General features: G+C 71.7%; 7 protein-coding genes and 1 pseudogene. 4 read left to right on the top strand and 4 right to left on the bottom strand.

Annotation, left to right across the window (positions count from 1 at the left end; translation table 11 throughout):
* Positions 1-18 precede the first annotated feature (18 nt).
* The 4 genes from ABZS40_RS24985 (at position 19) to ABZS40_RS24970 (ending at position 6259) form a co-directional block, all read left to right on the top strand.
* Positions 19-651 carry a TetR/AcrR family transcriptional regulator gene (locus ABZS40_RS24985; protein WP_354945862.1) on the top strand — a complete coding sequence of 211 codons (633 nt, stop codon included), beginning with the start codon at positions 19-21 and terminating at the stop codon, positions 649-651.
* A 320-nt stretch (positions 652-971) separates the two neighbouring features.
* Positions 972-1502 carry a hypothetical protein gene (locus tag ABZS40_RS24980; protein WP_354945860.1) on the top strand — a complete coding sequence of 177 codons (531 nt, stop codon included), beginning with the start codon at positions 972-974 and terminating at the stop codon, positions 1500-1502.
* A gap of 218 nt (positions 1503-1720) precedes the next feature.
* The gene (locus ABZS40_RS24975) at positions 1721-3217 is read left to right on the top strand and encodes a sulfatase (RefSeq protein ID WP_354945859.1); all 1497 of its coding nucleotides are present in this window, start codon (positions 1721-1723) and stop codon (positions 3215-3217) included.
* A 339-nt stretch (positions 3218-3556) separates the two neighbouring features.
* Positions 3557-6259 carry an AAA family ATPase gene (locus ABZS40_RS24970; protein ID WP_354945858.1) on the top strand — a complete coding sequence of 901 codons (2703 nt, stop codon included), beginning with the start codon at positions 3557-3559 and terminating at the stop codon, positions 6257-6259.
* Here ABZS40_RS24970 and ABZS40_RS24965 read toward each other — a convergent pair.
* The 4 genes and pseudogenes from ABZS40_RS24965 to ABZS40_RS24950 all read right to left on the bottom strand — a co-directional run.
* Entirely contained in the window at positions 6222-10076 is a 3855-nt protein-coding gene (locus ABZS40_RS24965) for a hypothetical protein (RefSeq protein ID WP_354945857.1), read from the bottom strand. The two genes, ABZS40_RS24970 and ABZS40_RS24965, sit on opposite strands and share 38 nt — an antisense overlap.
* Before the next feature lie 5 nt (positions 10077-10081).
* Complete coding sequence (locus tag ABZS40_RS24960; protein ID WP_354945856.1) at positions 10082-13939, bottom strand: hypothetical protein; 3858 nt, start codon at positions 13937-13939, stop codon at positions 10082-10084.
* Positions 13940-13942: 3 nt separating this feature from the next.
* Positions 13943-17131: a hypothetical protein gene (locus tag ABZS40_RS24955; RefSeq protein WP_354945855.1), complete on the bottom strand. Its 3189-nt coding sequence runs from the start codon at positions 17129-17131 to the stop codon at positions 13943-13945.
* A gap of 457 nt (positions 17132-17588) precedes the next feature.
* Positions 17589-17786: pseudogene (locus ABZS40_RS24950) on the bottom strand (arsenate reductase ArsC); the annotation flags it as partial.

Below are 17786 nucleotides of genomic sequence, written 5' to 3'. Positions count from 1 at the left end.
ATTGGTAAGCTCAATCACGTGGACATCCAACGGAGCGCGCCGGTCGGTCGACCTCGGGGCTTCGACATCGGCGAGGCTCTTGAGGCCGCGATGCGGGTGTTTTGGCAGAACGGCTACGAGGGTGCGAGCCTGCCTGACCTGACCGAGGCCATGGGGATCAGCCGCACGAGCATGTACGCGGCCTTCGGCAACAAGGAGGAGTTGTTCCGCAAGGCCCTGGAGCGTTACGCCCATGGCCCGGCGTCGTACGGTGTCGAGGCGGTGGCCGAGCCGACCGCCCGCCGGGTGGCCACCGTATTCCTTCAGGGCGCGGTTCGGAGCAGCACCCTGCCGGGCTACCCAACGGGCTGCCTCAGCCTGCGGGCCTCCCTGATCGGGGGCGAGGACGGGCGAGTGATCCGCGACCTGCTGGCCACGTGGCGCGACGAGAACAGCACCCTTTTGGTCGAGCGCTTCCGGCGAGCCGTCGACGAGGGCGACCTGCCCGCGGAGACCGACCCGGCACTGCTGGCAAGGTACGTCATGACGATCGGCAACGGCGTCGCGGTGCAGGCTGCCGGCGGCGCCGAACGCGCCGACCTTCAGCTGATCGTCGATGCCGTCCTGCAGAACTGGCCGCCCGTTCTGCTGCAGGTGCCAGAAGGACGGTAACTTCCGGACAGCGACCGGGACTGCGGTCTCCGGTTACTCGCTCAGGAAGGTCAGCAGCGCCTGATCGACTTCGTCAGCCTGGGTTCAAAGCGGGCGGTGCGGGTGCCTTCTATCTCGACGTGCCCAGGGTTGCGGCGTGTCGGCGCCGCCGGTGGCCGTCCGGTGAGTGAGACTTCGCCCGGTATGGGCTGATCCGGCGGAGGCGGCGATGACCCTGGATTCGGAACAGTGGCAGGAGCCGCGGCGGTTCCGGGCGCTGCACGAGGTGACCGAGAAACCGCTGTCGGGACATCTTGCATGTTGAAGGGGAGTCGGTCGCGATGCGAGAAATTGGCGACGAGTTCTTCTTGACTATGGCAGAAATTTCGGGTGCCATTGTCGGCACACTCCTCGTTGGAGTCTTCTTCTACCTCGACTCCGACCTGCACAAGACCCGCCAGGGCGCAGCTGCGGCCGACCGCTACATGCGCTCGGGAGTGCGGTGGATCTTCTTGGTCTCGGCCGTGCCGCTCATCGTGTCCCTCACACTCGCCGGCCTGGAGCCGATCTGGGGTGCTCTTACTTTCATCGCGCTCTCGGTCCTGCTGATCGCCTCAACCGCCGACACGACCTACCGCACAGTCGCTCGCGGCGGCTCGGCCATATCGACCGCGTTCATTGTCAACGAAGTCACCACCACGGCAGCGGTCGTCGTCCTTGTCACGCTGCCCTGGGTGCTTGGTGGCTGGGTGCCACCGCCAAGTGCCTTCGTACCCTCGCTTCTGCTGGCCTTGGGATCTGGCTTCTTCAGCATTGTGGCGCTCGTCATGACTCTCTTCGGGCCGGCCCGGCAAGATGACGCCCCTGCATAGCACCCGCCGTGCGCCCGGCCCGGCTTCGCCCTGTTTGAGAGGGCGGGTTCAGGCAGTCACTGATCCGTCGGCCGCCTGTCACCTCGGGCGGTGCTCATCGCCGTCGACCAGAGCCCACTCGCCCCGATGGCGACGTGGCGCGGGCCGGGCCGGGATGTTGATCGGATCATCACCACTTGTTGAATAGATGCTGACAAATTTCAACCACGCTTGGCAGCATGGCTATCACCTACCGACGCCTCCTCGGCGCCACCCTCGTGGCCGGGCTGACTCTGCTCGCCGCCTGGACACCGGCACGCGGCGCGGAGCCCGCTCCGCCGGCGCCCACCGCCACCGCACCCAACATCATCTTCGTGCTCGTCGATGACCTCGCGTGGAACCTCGTGCCGTACCTGCCGCAGGTGCAGCGACTACAGAGTGAGGGGGTCACCTTCACCAACTACACGGTGACCGACTCGCTGTGCTGCCCGTCCCGCTCGTCGATCCTCACCGGCCAGTTCCCACACAACACGGGAGTTTTCACCAACGGTGGAGCCGACGGTGGATTCGCGGTCTTCAAGGGCCGGGGCAACGAGAACCGAACCTTCGCGACCGCGTTGCAGGGCAAGGGCTACCGGACCGGCTTCCTCGGCAAGTACCTCAACGGCTACCTTCCGGCGGACACGCAGGGTGGTGCGCTGCCGTACGTCCCGCCCGGCTGGTCGGAGTGGTACGTGGCGGGCAGCGGGTACGCCGGGTACAACTACGACCTCAACGAGAATCACACAGTCGTCCACTACGGCAACCAGCCGGCCGATTACCTGACCAACGTGCTGTCCCGCAAGGGCAAAGACTTCATCCAGCGCTCTGCGGCCGCCAACACGCCCTTCCTGCTCGAGGTCTCGACCTTCGCCCCGCACAGCCCGTTCACCCCGGCCAACCAGGACCTCGACGACTTTCCCGGCCTCACCGCACCGCGCACCGCAGCGTACGACCGGCTGCCCACCAACCCGCCGTCCTGGCTGGCGGGCAACGGACCGCTGACCGCCCAGGAGAAGAGCACCCTGGACACGAACTTCCGCAAGCGCGCCCAATCGGTCCAAGCCGTCGACCGACTGATCGGCAACCTGCGCGCCCAACTCACCACCAGCGGCGTCGCCGACAACACCTACGTGGTGTTCAGCTCCGACAACGGCTTCCACATGGGCGAGTACCGACTCACCGGAGGCAAGCAAACCGCCTTCGACACCGACGTACGCGTGCCGCTCGTCGTCGCCGGACCGGGCGTCGTCCCAGGATCGCAGCGCGACGAGATCGTGCAGAACATCGACCTGGCACCAACCTTCCACCGCATCGGCGCCGCCGACGTCGGCACACACGTCAACGGACGCAACCTGCTCCCCCTCGCACAGGGCGACCCGGCACCGAACTGGCGTACCGGGGCGCTGATCGAGCACCACGGCCCCAACCAGGCGGCTGATGACCCCGACGCCCAGGACCGGCGCAACGGCAGCCCGGTCACCTACGAGGCCCTACGAACAGCGACCTACACCTACGTCGAGTACGCAAACGGCGAACGGGAGTACTACAACCGGACCATCGACCCCCACCAGCTCAACAACATCGCCGCCGGGCTCTCGACAACGCGACTGGCCGCGCTGCACGATGCGCTCGCGGCGTACGTCTCCTGCCGCAGCCACTCGGCGTGCTGGACGGCCGGTCACGTGCCGGCCTGACGGCGCACCAACCGCAGCGGTCATGGCCTGCGACAGTGCGCTGTCGCAGGCCATGACCGATCGCCGTCGGGTCCCCCCGCCGATCAGCGCGAATGCGCTCAAATTGTTCTTGTATATCAGCCGCCAGGTCGACGGATCCGCACGGCGGGGGTTTCAGAGAGACCGAGGAGGAGTTCCGCGACGGCGTCTGGACTGTCGAGCGGGACGAGGTGGCCGCCGCGCGGGATGAGCGTCCCGGTCACGTGGATCGGTCAGCGGCTTCGGCTGCCGGTACAGCAGGTAGGGTCAGCAAGCCGTCTCAACCGGAGTCGCCCCCGATGCGGGTGGCACCATCGGAGAATGCCCGCGCAGCTCCTCGAGCGCCGGTCCGCGCTGACCACGCTGCGGGCCGCTGTCGATGCCGCGCTGGGCGGCGCGGGCTCGGTGGCCCTGCTCACCGGTGAGGCGGGAATCGGCAAGACCAGCGTGGTGCGCCAACTGCTCGCCGAGGTCGATCCGGCCGTGCGGGTGCTCTCCGGCGGCTGCGACGATCTGATCGCCCCTGCTCCTCTGGCGCCGTTGCGCGAGGCGGTCGCGAATCTTGAGGGTCCTCTGGCGGCCGCCCTGGCCGCGCCGCACCCGTCAACCACGCCGAGCGACGCGGCCGGGGCGTACCCGTTGGTGGCTGTGCTGCCCGCGATGCTGGCCGAGCTGCGCGGCGCTCCCGCGACGCTCCTGGTGGTGGAGGACATTCACTGGGCGGATGAGGCGACCATCGACGTGTTGGTCTACACCGCCCGGCGGATTGCGCCGCTGCCGGCCGTCCTGCTGCTGAGCATGCGTGACGACGTGGACGATGCGCACCCCGTCCACCGCCTGCTGGGATCGTTGACCGCGGCGCCGGTTGTCCGAGTCGCGCTGGCCGCGCTGTCCGCGGCCGCGGTGGCCCGGATGGCGGCCGGCACTGGCCACGACGGCGCCGCGCTGCACGCCCTGACCGGCGGCAACCCGTTCTTCGTCAGTGAGTCGTTGGCGTCCGACGGCTCCGCCGCCTCGGGGGCGGTGCGCGACGCGGTCCGCGCCCGGTGCCGCCGCCTCACGCCCGCCTGTCAGGAGGCGTTGGCGCAGCTCTGCGTGATCCCGGGGGCGGTCGGGGTCGACCTGGCCGCCATCCTGCTCGGGCCGCAGGCGCTGGCCGCGCTGGCCGAGGCGGAGCAGAGCGGGGTTATCGAGGTACGACCGGATGGTCTGGCCTTCCGACACGAGCTGGCCCGACGGGCGATCGAGGCCGACCTGCCTGAGCTGCGTCGGCGACTGCTGCACCGCCGGGTGCTGGCGGCGCTGCGGGCCGAGTCGTCGCCGGACCGGGGGCGTCTGGTGCACCACGCGGTCGCCGGAGACGATCCGGCGACAGTGGTCGCGGTCGGCCCGAGCGCGGCCCGAGCCGCGGCGGCAGCGGGCTCGCACCGGCAGGCACTGGTGCTCCTCGAGTCGGTGCTGCCCTACCGCGACCGGCTGGGAGGCGCGGAGAGCGCCGCGCTGTTGGACGAGTACGGCTGGGAGCTCTACAACGCGCACCGGTTCCACGAGGCGGTGCGGGTCGGCGAGCAGGCCGCCCGGGAATTCGCCGCGCTCGGCGACGAGCCGGCCCGGGGGCGCTGCCTGATCCGCGTCTCGCGGCACCAGTTCATGGCTGGCGAGACCGACGCCGCTGAGCGGACCGCGGGCGAGGCCGTGCGGATCCTCGACAACCGCACCGACGACGCGGCGGCGGCACACGCACTCCTCTACGAGGGCGCGATCCTGGCGTTGACCGACGATTTCGCGCGGGCGGTCACCGCCCTGGAGTCGGCCCGCAAGCGGGCCGCCCGGACCGGCCGCACCGACCTGGACACCCTGTGCCTCAACTATCTCGGCATCGCTCGAATCGAGGTGGGTGACGCCGGTGGGCTGGCCATGCTGCGCCAGAGCGTCGACACGGCCCGCGAGGACGGCTTGCTGGAGTATGTCGCGCGCGGCTACACCAACCTCGGCGAGATGCTCTTCCGGATGGGCGCCCTGACCGAGGTGGCCGGGTGCGTGCGCGCCGGGCTGGCCTTCGCTGAGGAACACGGCTTCTGGTCGCACGCCTACAACTTGCGGGTGCACCACCTGCTGGTCGAGCTGCGCCGCGGCGGCTGGGACCACGCCGAACCGGGGCTGCGCGCGCTGGCGCAGCGCCAGAACGACCCGGACATGCTGTACGTCTACAGCGTGCCCTGGTACGCCCGGCTACGCGCCCGCCGGGGTGACCCGGCCGCCGCGCCGCTGCTGGCACAGGCGTGGGATCGGGCCCGTCGCGGCCGGCTGTTGCTGGGCACGGCGTACGCCGGCCTCGCCTACCTGGAGTGGGCCTGGCTGACCAACGACCGTCAGCGGGCCGAGGAGGTCGCGGCCGAGCTGCTGCCCCGCCTCGCGCACCCGGGTGCCGCGCCGTTCCGTGCCGAGGCGGTGCGGTACCTGGTCCGCCTGGGCGTCGCTGTCGACCCCGTCAGCAGCGCGGTGACCGATGCGGCGGGCAGGCAGGCGTGCGATCTGGTGGTGACCCAGGCGTATGCGGCCGGTGCCCGTGGTGACTGGGCCACCGCAGCGGCGCAGTGGGCGACCCACGGCGACCCGTACGAGCAGGCTCTGGAACTGGCCGAATCCCCGGACGCGGACACGGTGGCCGGAGGGCTGCAGATGCTCGACGGGCTGGGCGCGGTGGCAGCGGCCGACCTGGTCCGGGGCCGGCTGCGCGATCGAGGTGCCCGGGTCCCGCGTGGCGCGCGCCGCGGCACCCTAGCCAACCCGGCCCACCTCACCGAGCGGCAACTGCTGGTGCTCAGCCAGCTCACCGCCGGCCGGACCAACGCCGAGATCGCTGCCGACCTGGTGCTGTCGGTGCGCACAGTGGACCACCACGTCGCAGCGATCTTCGACAAGCTGGGGGTGCGCACCCGGCAGGAGGCCGCGGCGGCCGCCCGCGCTCGGGGCATCGGCCCGGCTAACGCCACGCCCGAGGTGCCACATCGGCCGGCGTGAGCACCCGGCTCAGGGTGCCGGCGACAAAGTCACCGACGTAGGCCACGCCGGTGACCGGGTCGACCGCCACCGAGCACGGCGCGGCGCCCAGCTTGATCGCCACCCGCAGGGCCCGGGAGCGGCCGTCCACCATCAGAAGACCGGCTGAGGTCGCGACGTAGCCGATGCCGGTCCCCGGTCGGGTGGCCACCGCCCGCCCACCGCCGGGCACCGGCAGCACCGCGCCGGCCGGCACCGGCCGGGTGCCGCCGTCGGTGGGAAAGTCGCCCTGGTCGAGCACCACGACCGAGGGGTGGGTGGTGTTGCCGCCGAGACAGGACACGAAAATCAACCCGGCCGGTACGTCGACCGCCACGTCGACCGGCTGCAGCAGCACATCCTGCAGGTCGACCGTGCCGGTGACCGCGTGCCGGCCGTCCGCACGCCGGGTGATCACCGAGATGGCTGCCGTCTGCGGTACGCCGGCGCGGTAGGTCCGGGCAACGTAGAGGCGTGCCGCGGTGCTGTCCACCGCGGCGGCGATGATCCCGGCGAAGCCGTCCTCGTCACCCACCACGTCGAGTTCACTGAGGTCGGTCGGGTTGAGCACTCGCACGTGCATGTCGACTCCCACTGGCGGCGCACCGCCCTGGTGCACCACGTAGAGCCGCTGGGCGGCCGCGTCGAGCGCCACGTCGACCACGCCCAGCCCGATCGGTCTGCTGATCCCCGGTTGTGGGATGCCTGCGGTCACCTCGAAGCGCTGCACGGAGAAGTCGTGGTGGCCGCCGTTGACCACGAATCCGTGGTTGCCCTGCGGCTGCATGGTGAGCGCGCGCGGCCCGTGACCCACGGCGGCCGTCCGCGCCTGGGTCAGTGCCAGGTCCCAGCTGCTCAGGGTGCCGTCCTCGTCGGGCTGGTCGTGAGGTGAATGGGTAGCGAAGACCCGTCCGCCGGCGCCGTCGCGGGACACCGCCACCGCCGCGACGGCGCCCGGACCACCCAGGGACACCGTCGTCACCAGCGGCGCTGCCGGCACCGGTGGCGGTACGTGCACGATCGCCTCACGCCGGACGCCGGCCATGCTGGCCGAGATGTCGATCGGCTGCGGACCGGTGGGCGCCAGCACGTCGATCGCGAACTCAGCCGTCGAAGCTCCCGCGACGACGTCGACTCCACTGGGAACCTTGACCAGATCGGGCCGGCCGCTGTGCAGGGTGACCCGCTTGCCGCCGGCCGGTGCCGGGCCGGTGAGCAGCACCCGGCCGGTGGCCCGGGCTCCGACGAAGAGCCCGGTGCGGGCGTGCTCCACTCGCTTGAGCGACACCGAGTCGAGGGACTCCATCGCCTCGTACTGGATGTTGACGTCGACCTGCTGCAGGCCGGTGAACGGGACGGTCACCGAGTCGTAGGCCAGCGTCCAGCCGCCGGTGAGGCCACGCCCGTACAGGCTGAACAGGTGCTCCTGGCCGGCGACGGCCGCCGTGTCGCCGGTCCAGACCTGAGTGGCCGGTTCGAAGCGCAGCACCAGTTCCTGGGTGGCCGGTGGACCGGTCAGATCGTGCACGCCGAGATCGAGGTCGCGCTGTTGGGAGAAGCCGGCATGTGTGATCGTCATCGGCAGGCTGTTGTCATTGCCGGCCATCCCCCGCAGGTTGACGGTGACCCCGACCACCTTCAACTCGGCCAGCCCGGGCGGCAGCTTGGCCAGCGGCAGGTCGAACCACAGCGACTTGGCGTTGACGAACCGGTTGATCGCCGCGGTGGACGCGCCGACGGAGAACGCGTTGTGAATCACCTGGGTGCCGTCCTGGACTGCCAGTGGCCGTCCCTTGGCCCGGTGCCGGTCGCGCTCAGCCACCGGGTCCCGGGTGAAGATGGCGTTCATCATCAGGTCGTAGGCGCCCACCGGGAAGTCGGGCATGACCTTCTCGTCCAGGTCCAGATCCAGGTCCGGGTAGGCCAGCGCCGCGGTCTGTCCCGAGATGCTGCCGGGGTTGCCGCGATCCAGGATGTAGAGCTTCAACGCCCGCTGGGCCCGCTGGCTCCAATGGTCGAGTGCGTCGAAAAGGCAGAGCAGGCCACGCAGCAATCGTGACACCGGCGATTTGGCCGGCCGATCGTCGGTGTCCACCGAGTCCAGGTCCCCGATCGCCTCCCGGGCGCGCCGTTTGAGGTCGTCGATGGCCGCCGTCGTGCCATCGATCTGCCGCAGCCGCAGCGTCGCCAACCGCCAGCTGTGGCAGGCCTCGGTCATCTCGATCAGCAGGTCCCGCAGGGGCCCGTCACCCTGGGCGGCGCGCAGATCGGCTGCGACCCGGCGCAGGTGCACGACCCGCCCGGAACCGGGGGTGCCGATCTGGGCCCATTGACCGTGCGCGTCCAGGCCCACACCCGCCGCGGCCAGCTGAGTGGTGGCGGGTTGCCCGGCGAGGTAGGGGCCGCCGGCCGCGGTGCCGGCGTCAACCAGCACCGTGGTGTCCGCCGGCAACAGCAGGCCCGCGGCGCCATGTGGCTGGGTGGGGTCGGGTGCGCCGAGCACCTGGGCGATCGTCGTGACCAGGTCGAACCCGGAGACAGTGCCTGAGCCGTACGAGATGAGCGCCTCGGCGACGGTCAGGTCGCCGAGCCGTTCCTGGATGCGCAGCACACTCTGGCCGATCAGCTGCCCGGAGGCCTTCTGGGCCTGTTCGGCGGCTGCCCGTCGACGCCGGGCGCTGTCCCCGATGGTCTCTTCCAGCGGCCCGTGGTCGCCCAGCAGCGCGGTCAACTGGGTGCGCACCGCCTCCCGGGCCCGCAGCAGCCGTTGCTGGTCGCCGGCGAGCAGGACCGGGCCGTCGTCGGACGCGAACAGCGCCGCCCGGAGGGTGTCCGCCGCGGCGCGCCACTGCCCGGCGTAGAAGTCGACCGCCGGCACCAGGTCCAGCTCCAGATCGCGCTCCACGCCGATCTCGGTGCGGTGATCGGCCATGAGGGCGCGCACCTGTGGCGCCATGGTGCCCTTGCGAAGCCGCTCGACGGCTGCCGACTCCCGTTCGGCCGGCATCAGGTTCCCGGAGCGGAACTCGTACCACGCCTGCCGGCCGCGCTGTTCGGCCCAGCGGTCGCCGCCGCGGCCGGAGAGCAGCGGGCGTAGCCCCTCGTCGTACTGCTCGGGGGTGCGGGCCAGCACCTCGGCGGCGCGGGGGCCGCCCTGGCCACCCGGCTCCCCCGTCGGCCCCTGTGGTCCCTGGTTCTCCGGGTCGTTGGGAATACCTGGCCCACCTGGTCCACCGGCACCGCCCGCGCCACCCGGGCCGCCGACTCCGGTGAAGGTGTTGGTGCCGGATGCCTCGACGAAGAAGACGTGCACCGGACCTCCGGCCCCTCCGGGGCCGCCCGGGTGACCTCGCAGACCGGGATGCCCGCCGATCGGCGGCGGGGGCGGCGGAGGTAGCGGCAGCGCGGTGGTCCGCGAGACGCCCGGGTCGTTGACCGGTGGGCCGGGGTCGCCGGTCGCACCCGTGCCGCCCTGCTGCCCGGTGCTGGTGGCGGAGACGCCCGTCAGCCTGCGGGCGTGGATCACCAGGCGGCGGCCGGAGAGACCCTCCTCGCCCTGGGCGGCGGTGCCGGGCACCTGCATGGCCAGCGAGGGTGTACCGGCCGGGCCGCCGCCGATTATCTCGTCACCGACGACGAAGACGTTGCGAAAGCCGCGGATCACCGCGCCGAGCAGCACCACCCGGCGGCCGATGAAGACCAGTGCGCGACCACTGTCGGCGATCGAGGGCTGCAGAGCGTCGACGAACGCCTGATCGATGCGGATCTCGTCACGGATGTGCAGTCCGAAGACGTCCACTGTGCTCAGCTCTCCTCGGTCGCGGCGGTGGTGGCCGGCGGGTTGGGGTCGATCAGCGCGCGGTCGAGGACCTCCGTGTAGACCGTTCGCAGGGCTTCGCCCGGACCGGTGACCGCCCAGCCGCGCTGGCGCTCCTGCACCACGACCCGGCCGGCGCGCAGCTCGCGCATGAGCTGATCCGGTGGCGCCCCGGCGGCCACCCACTCCAGGCGCATCGCGGCGATGCCACCGGCCGGGGCGGGCAGGGCGGTGACCCGCCAGCCGTCACCGGGCGTGCCGGTGATGCCCTCCTGCGCCCGGACGCCGATGTCGGAGCCGATGTCGGCGCTGGCCAGGAACGGGTCAGGCATCCGGCGCTCGTGACGCATCGTGAACTCGCTGGCGGCGGCGGGCTTGCCGAAGACGTTGACCCGCACTCCGGTGGACCCGAACTTCTTCACCTTGATCTGCCGGTGCGGGGGCAGCTGGACCAGATCGGTGGTGACCACCCGGGAAACCGCGCAGCCGGGCAGTGAGTGCGGCTGGAAGCGCACCAGTCCCAGCCGCAGGAACGGCCACACCGCGAGGTCGACGTCCACGTCGATGTCGGCGAACCACAGGTCCCGCTCGGCGTCGAAGTGCACCGGGTGCCCGATCACTGTGACCTGCCGGCCGCCCGCGGCCGGGTCCAGCAGCGTGACGGTGGTCGTGACCTGGCCCGGTGTGTCGAAGTCGTCGGCGACGAAGTGCTGCTGGTCGCCGAGGCCGATCTCCTCGATCGGGTCGCTGCCCCAGCGGGTGACCAGGCCGGACAGCGCCCGGCCCTCCTCGACGTCACCGTCGGCCGTGCTGGCGAAGAGCACCACGCCGAGCATCTCGCCCTCACCGGTGCGGTTCCAGCGGCGGTTGAGCCACACCCGCACACCCATCGTTTCACGGGTGCTGGTCCACTCGCCGAACTCCATGCCCCTGGTGAAGCGGAACGACGGCACCACCGAGTGCACGTCCGGTGGTGGCGGCACGGCCCGGTTGGGCACGTGCACCAGCATCGGGGCGCCCTCGCGCAGTTGACTCTGATCGCCGTCCGGCACGGGAGGGAAGTACTCCCGGAACCGGGTGGACCCGACCGGTCGGTAGGCGACCGCCCGGTGCCGGGTGTCACCGAAGAACTGCGACGCGGTCAGCGCCACCGGTCCACCGGTGCGCTCCAGGTCGGTAGGGGCGAGCGTGGCGGTGCGCGGCTGCGGCTCGACGCTGCCGGTGCCGGCGTCCACCGCTTCGAGCCAGGACGCCGCCAGGTGCACCCGGCCGGTGGTCGGCCGGTGCGCCTGCACCTGCGCGGTGACGGTCACCTGCCCGGTCGGGCCGGTCGCGGTGACCGTCGTCGGCCCGATCAGGGCCGGCGCCACCAGCGGCTTCTGCACCGCGTGCACCACGGTGACCGGTTGCCGGGAGGACAGGCCCAGAACCTGACCGTCCAGGACGTCCTGAGGGTTGGCGGCGCCGACGGCGAGGTGGTCCAGACGGTCGGGGTGCAGCGTGCTGGACAGCTCGAAGGTCTGCTCCACGCCAGGAGGAACCTCGATGGTCATCACCGATCGGCCGCCGGACTTCTTCACCGAGACCTGCACCAGGTTGGAGCCGGCGGCCATCGGGCGGACCACCAGCTTCGCCGGCGGCAGATCCGGCCAGCTGCCCCCGTACCCCGTGCTCACCACGGGCGACGCACCCGGCACGCCGCCGATGGCCACGCCCGCGACGGCCGGGTCCGGCAGGTAGGGCAGCAGGGCGGCCGGCGCGTCGATCACCACGTAGGCGCCGTTGGGCAGTGCCCGCCCGCGAGGCACCGGCAGGGTGCCCTTGACCAGCCTGGTCGGGTCGCTGCTGACCATCTGCAGGCCCGGTTGGGGCACCATGGCGCCGCTCGGGCCGGGCACCATCGGGTCGAGGAACGAGCCCTCCTCGCGACGGGCGACGGCGAACATCCGCTCGCGGGCCGCCGGGGTGGCCTGCGGCCCGAAGGCCGCGTCGAACATGGCATGCCGCTCGGCCAGCATCTGCGGGCTGTCCGGTGCGGCGACGTGCCGCTCGCAGGTGCCCAGTAGGGCGCCCTGGCCGTCGCTGCGCACCACCAGCCGTAGCAGCGACTCGCCCTCGGTGAAGCGCCTGGTTGGCACCAGGGTGGGCGAGCCGGCCGCCTCGTGGCGGAGGTAGCGCACCGCGGGCAGCACCTGGGTGGGATCGCAGACGTCCGGGTCGATCGCGATGCCGGCGATGTCCACCGCCCGGGCCCGGAGCTGGTAACTGCGTCCGTAGCGCAGCCGCGGTAGCGTGCCCGGCGCGGCGGTGATCTCCGCGCGCAGCGGGTAGCCGGGCGCGAGGACGCTGTCGATCTCCTCCACCTCCGGGCTGTTGCGGCCGTCGCCGCCCACCTTCGGCCCCGGCTTGCCGACCGACAGGCCCCAGCCGTCCCACCCGGCGACCTCCTCGCCGACGATGAGCCGGGCGACGCCGAACTCGTCATCCTGCTGTGCGGCGACCACCGCCTCGGTGCGGCCCTCGTCGTCGGCGTCGATGGTCACCTCACCCACCGTGTAACGCACCCGGCGGCGCATGAGCGACCGGAACGGCCCGCCGTCGGTGGCCACGTCCACCCGGTAGCCGGTGGTCACGTCGTCGGCGAACAGCACCGCCGGGGCCTGGACACCAGCCGAGGCGATCGCGTCGGTGCGGGTGGTGGCATGGCTGACCACTGTCTCGGCACGGGCCTGCTGGCCGAGGGTCAGACCGACGTCGCGGCGCACCGGCAGCCGGGCCGGCAGCGGCTCGCCGGAGCGCGCCGACGCGGTCGACGCCGCCACCAGCTGACCGCTCAGGCTGGCCACATCCACGCTGGTCAGCACGTAGGTGGTGGCCGGGTTACGCAGGTCGAGCACCCCGCCGACGATCTCGGCGCGGGCGTCCGGCTCGGTGGCCATGGTGAACCGGCGCGCGGGCAGGTCGCTGACCACCGCGCTGAAAGGCTGGGAGCGGGGCACCGGGCCGTTCAGCGGCTGACCGGCCGCGTCCACCACCCGGACGGTGCGTGCGCCGTCGAACGGCGCCATCTCGAGATCAACGCGTAGACCCAGCGGTACGGAGAGTGCGGGGTGCGCCATCAGCAGGGTGCAGACCTGATGGAAGTCGGCCTGGGCGACCGAGTTGACCCCGGCCAGCGGCCCGTCGGCGGCCCGCCCACCCGGGCCGGGTGCCCTGCGGGGGCCGCCTGCGCGGCGTAACCAGCGGGCGTAGGCGGCGATCGGCAGCGCCATCGCAAGATCCTCGTGACCCTCCTGGCGCAGCCGCTGCACCGCGGTGGCCAGCGTCGCGTTCGACGTCGCCGCCGGGGCGAGCAGGGCGGTGCCGGCCGGAAGGCCCATCGCCCGGGCCACCCGGGGGTCACTGCCCACTGTGGCAAGTGCGGCGATCGCCCGTCGCACGACATGGTCGGCGCCCAGCGAGTCGGTGGGGTTGGTGCCGTTGACGCTGCCGTACAACTGCTCCAGAGCCGTTGCGGTGGCGGCGAAGGCCGGCCCCGGTCGGGCGGCTCCCAACGCGCGGCGCCCGCCAGCCTTGGTGAGCACAGTGGTGGCCGGACCGAAGAGCGCCGTCCACAGCGGCGACGACGCCGGGTGGCTGCGCCGGGTCAGCGGCAGAGGCTCACCGCCACCGGTGTCGGCCAAAAAGAGTGGCCCGAGGGCGTTGACCACCGCCGGCCAGTTCGCCAGCGGCGTACCGCCGATCGTGGTGATGCCCTGGCCGCGCGGAGCGGCGACCAGGCTGAGCTGCGCCCTGCCGTCGGCGAGGCCGGCCGGCAGAACGGTCCAGAGCACGCTGTACGTCATCGTCTACTCCTGTGCGAACGCGGCGCAGTAGGTGTCCCACGGGCGCGGGCCGGGCCGCCCGGTCGGCGCCATCAGCTGGGCGAAGGTCGGGTCGGCGCTGGGGCCGGCGAAGCGGCGCTCCATGGCCACCACCACCGACTCGCTGAAGAACAGCACCTTGATCTCCACGGCGATCTCGGCGTAGCCGAACAGCTCGTTGGAGTCGAGGTCGTAGTCGAGGGTGAGCGTCAGGGTGATCGAGACGCTGATGATGCTCAAAACCTCGACCTCTCCGCGGATGCGGAAGTAGCCGCCGATACGGGCGATGTCCTTGCTGGCGTCGATGTCGAAGAGCACACCGCCCATCGCCTCCACCGACCCGCGCGCCACGAACAGGTCGACCGATAGCGAGGCGCCGAACTCCAGGGCACCGACCAGCTTGATCAAACCGGTGGTGGCCAGGCCGATGGCGAGGTGCCCTCCCCCGCCGAGCGCGGCGATGGTCAGCCGGAACGGGTTGTCCGGGGTGGAAAACGCAAGATCGAAGGAGAGCGGGTACGGCTCGCCGGTGAAGTTCAGCTCGGCGCCGGCGGAAATGGCGATGTTCTCCAGCGCGAAGACGCCGATCGCCAGCGACGGCACCGGGAAGCTGAAGCCGGACCGCACCCCGGTCGGGGTCACGGTCAGCGCCGGCGGATCGGAGAAGCCCTCCTGGTCGATCACCTCGGCCAGGGTGGCGATGAAGGCGAGCACCTGGCCGTAGCGCAGCGCGCCCAGCTTGATGTCGACGTCGGGCTTGCCGGCGTCCCTGCTGGTGAACCGGATGCTCCTGATCGGCACGCTGAGCAGCGGCACGGTGTCGAAGGCCGGCGTGGTGGTGGAGTGGATCTGCAACTCCACCTGCTCGACCAGGCACTCGCTGGTGGACCGGGTCTCGAGCCGGACGGTGTCCACCTCGGTGGTCTGCGTGATCCTCAGGTTGGCCCGGTTGGCGTCACCGGGGCTTTCCCGCAGCGGCCGCAACACCACGAAACCCTGGTGGAAGCGGGCCTGCGGCTTGTCGCCGAAGAGCTTGGTGTCCCAGGTCAACACCTGCGAGGCGACGCCGTCGACCAGGTCGCTGACCATCTTGTATGCCTTGCCCAGCTCCCGGACGATGCCCTCGTCGGTGGGCAGCAGATCCTTGATCCTGGCCAGACCCAGCAGCTTGTCGGCGTCCTTGAGGAACGACAGGTCCACCGCCCCGGCCGCCAGGGTGGGCAGGTCCGCGCCCGCCAGCGCCCCGAACTGCCGGGAGATCGCCGAGGTGCTCAGGGTGAGGGCGGCCAGCCCGCCGGTGGCCTGCTGCGCCAGGCCGACCGCCGGCGATTCGCTGATCAGCTTCAGGAAGACCTGTCCCTGGGCGTTCGCCCCGTCGAAGAGCGCCTGGGTGTACGGCGCGGCGTACTGCAGCACCGCCTCTTTCGCCCCCGGCGCGTAGCGGTCCAGCGCGGCGATGCGCCCGACGATCTGTTGGGCGACCGGCAGCCCGGTGGCGGCATCCAGCGCCAGGTCGACCTTGCGGGTGAGCACCGTCGTGGCCTGCTCCGGAATGGGCACGTCCAGGCCGGCCGCTGACCGGGTCGCCGCCGAAGCGGGCTCCGGCATCGGGGCGACCGCCATCGGCTGTCCACCGGCCTGGATGGTCCGGAAGACGTTCTCGGGCACCTGGGCTCCGCCGCCGAGGGTGTCCCACAACGCCCGGGCTTGCGCATCCGAGGCGGTGCCCGGCACGAAGAGCAGCGGCAGCGCGAACGGCACCGGGCTGCCCTCGTGGTCGTAGCCGATCAGCTGATAGGCGAATGGTGTGGCGGCGTCCAGCAGCAGGACCCGTGAGCCAGTCATCCCACCGACCGGCTGGACAGCCTCCAGCGGCGGGGTCACAGTGGTGATGACATCGACGCGGGTGAACGGCCAGCGCCGATGAGCATCGCCGCCCACATCGGTCACCGCCTTGGCGGGCGGCACGAACGGCATCTGCGGATCGGTGACCAGGATGGTCGCCGCGGTGCGCAGCGCGGCCACCCGGGTGCTGCCGCTCTCGAAGCGCCGAACCGTCTCCTCGGTGAAGATCGCCCGGTGGCCGAACGGGTAGAGCCGGCCCACCACGACGATCCGTTGAGCCTGGTCGCGGCCCATCGACGTGTCGTGGCGCCACTGCGCGACGGTGGCGGCGATCTGCTCCGGCGTGGAGCCCGGCGGCGGGTCGGGCCAGTCACCACGCACGCTGAGCCAGCCGCCGAGGCTGCTCAGTGCGAGCCGCTGCACGGTGGCCGGCGCGACGGTGCGCGACTGCTCGGAGATCTCGACGCACAGGTCGGCCCTGAGGGTGTTCCTGAGCCGCGCGTCGTTGACGTCGTCGGCCCACCCCGGCTGCGGTGCACTGCTCTGCGCGGTGTGGGTGAAGCGCGCCGCCAGTGGCACTTCGGCGCTGGCCGAGAAGTCCACCGAGGTGACCTCCAGCCGGGTGCTCCACAGGGCGGTGCGGCCGGCGTTCACCCGCGCTGCGGCGGCGTGCCGCAGCCGGACCTGGCCACCGGGCGACTGAAGGTTGAGCAGGTAGGGCAGGCGGAACTGTGACGCCTGCGGAAAGCCCGGCGGCGGGGCGGCCACCAGCGCGGCGTCGGCCGCGCGGGCGCTGGACGTACCGCTGGATCGCGGTGGGCTGACGGCCGCCCGGCGGGCCGCGCGGTCCTGGCGCCGGTCCTTCGCCGCGGCCGAGTCCTCGGGCCGGCCGACGTGCCCGGCCATCGCGGCCGCGACCAGGTGGTACGCCGAGGTGGCCGGCCGGGGTGGCCGGGCGTCGAGCGGGTCGACCGCGCCGCCCTGTTCACCGGCAACGATCTCCAGCCGGGAGATCGCGGCCAGGATACCGGCGACGGACAGATCGATCGGGCCGTCCGACGGGCGCACCACGAACACCACGTCGCTGCGTGGCGTGAAGATCGGCTTGGTCTGCACCAGTCGCGGGCTGGCGCCCCGGGCCGCGTTCTCCATGAGCTGCTGCGGAGGGAACTGCACCCACACGTGCCCCTGTGCGGCGCCGACAACCAGCTTCAGGTCGTAGCCTGTCGGTGGGCCGGGGCGCAGCTGCGGCTGCAGGTTGCTGACCGACACCTGCAACACGAGTTGGTCCTCGGCCCGGATGAGGGCGAACGACGGCGAAAAGGCCATACGCCAACCCTGGCCTCCACCACCCGCGACGACATCGGTAACCGCTGCCCATACTTCGCCGGACCGCTACCTACGTTGCACGTGCCGCCACCATCGCGTCGACGACCAACGCCGCCATCGATGACACGGTGGGACCACCGTCGGGCTGACCGCCATCGCCGCGGTGAGCACCCCTGCGACGGCCACCGACAGCAACCACGCCGCCCGCGCCGCAGGCCCTGCATCGACCGGGACCCTGACGCACCGCCACCTCGTCGCCCACCGCACCTGCCCAAGGTCCCGGCCGGTCAGGCCGGTGCCGGCGCGGCGGCCGAGGAACCATGCCGGAGCCCACCACGGCGGTGACCAACAGTGCGGTCCCGAGAAACTCGGCCAACAGGCGCCGCCAGATGGCGATGGTCATCGTGTGTTCTCTCCTGGTGCGGTAGCGGTGTGAGCCGATGTCGGCCCGAGGGGGCTATGGGGTGGCGGGGACGTGCAGCTCGTGAGGGAGACGGCGGACGCGGCGTTCGATCTCGTCGCGGATCGGCCGGACGTCGGCCAGGCTTCGACCGGCGGGTTCGTCGAGGTCCCAGTTCTCGTAGCGGGTGCCGGGGAAGACCGGGCAGGCGTCGCCGCAGCCCATGGTGACCACGACGTCGGCGGCGCGGATCAC

Source organism: Micromonospora sp. NPDC005324 (assembly GCF_040607155.1).
Lineage (GTDB): Bacteria > Actinomycetota > Actinomycetes > Mycobacteriales > Micromonosporaceae > Micromonospora > Micromonospora trifolii.
Note: the sequence above shows the minus strand (reverse complement) of the source record. Positions and strands in the feature narration are given on the sequence as shown.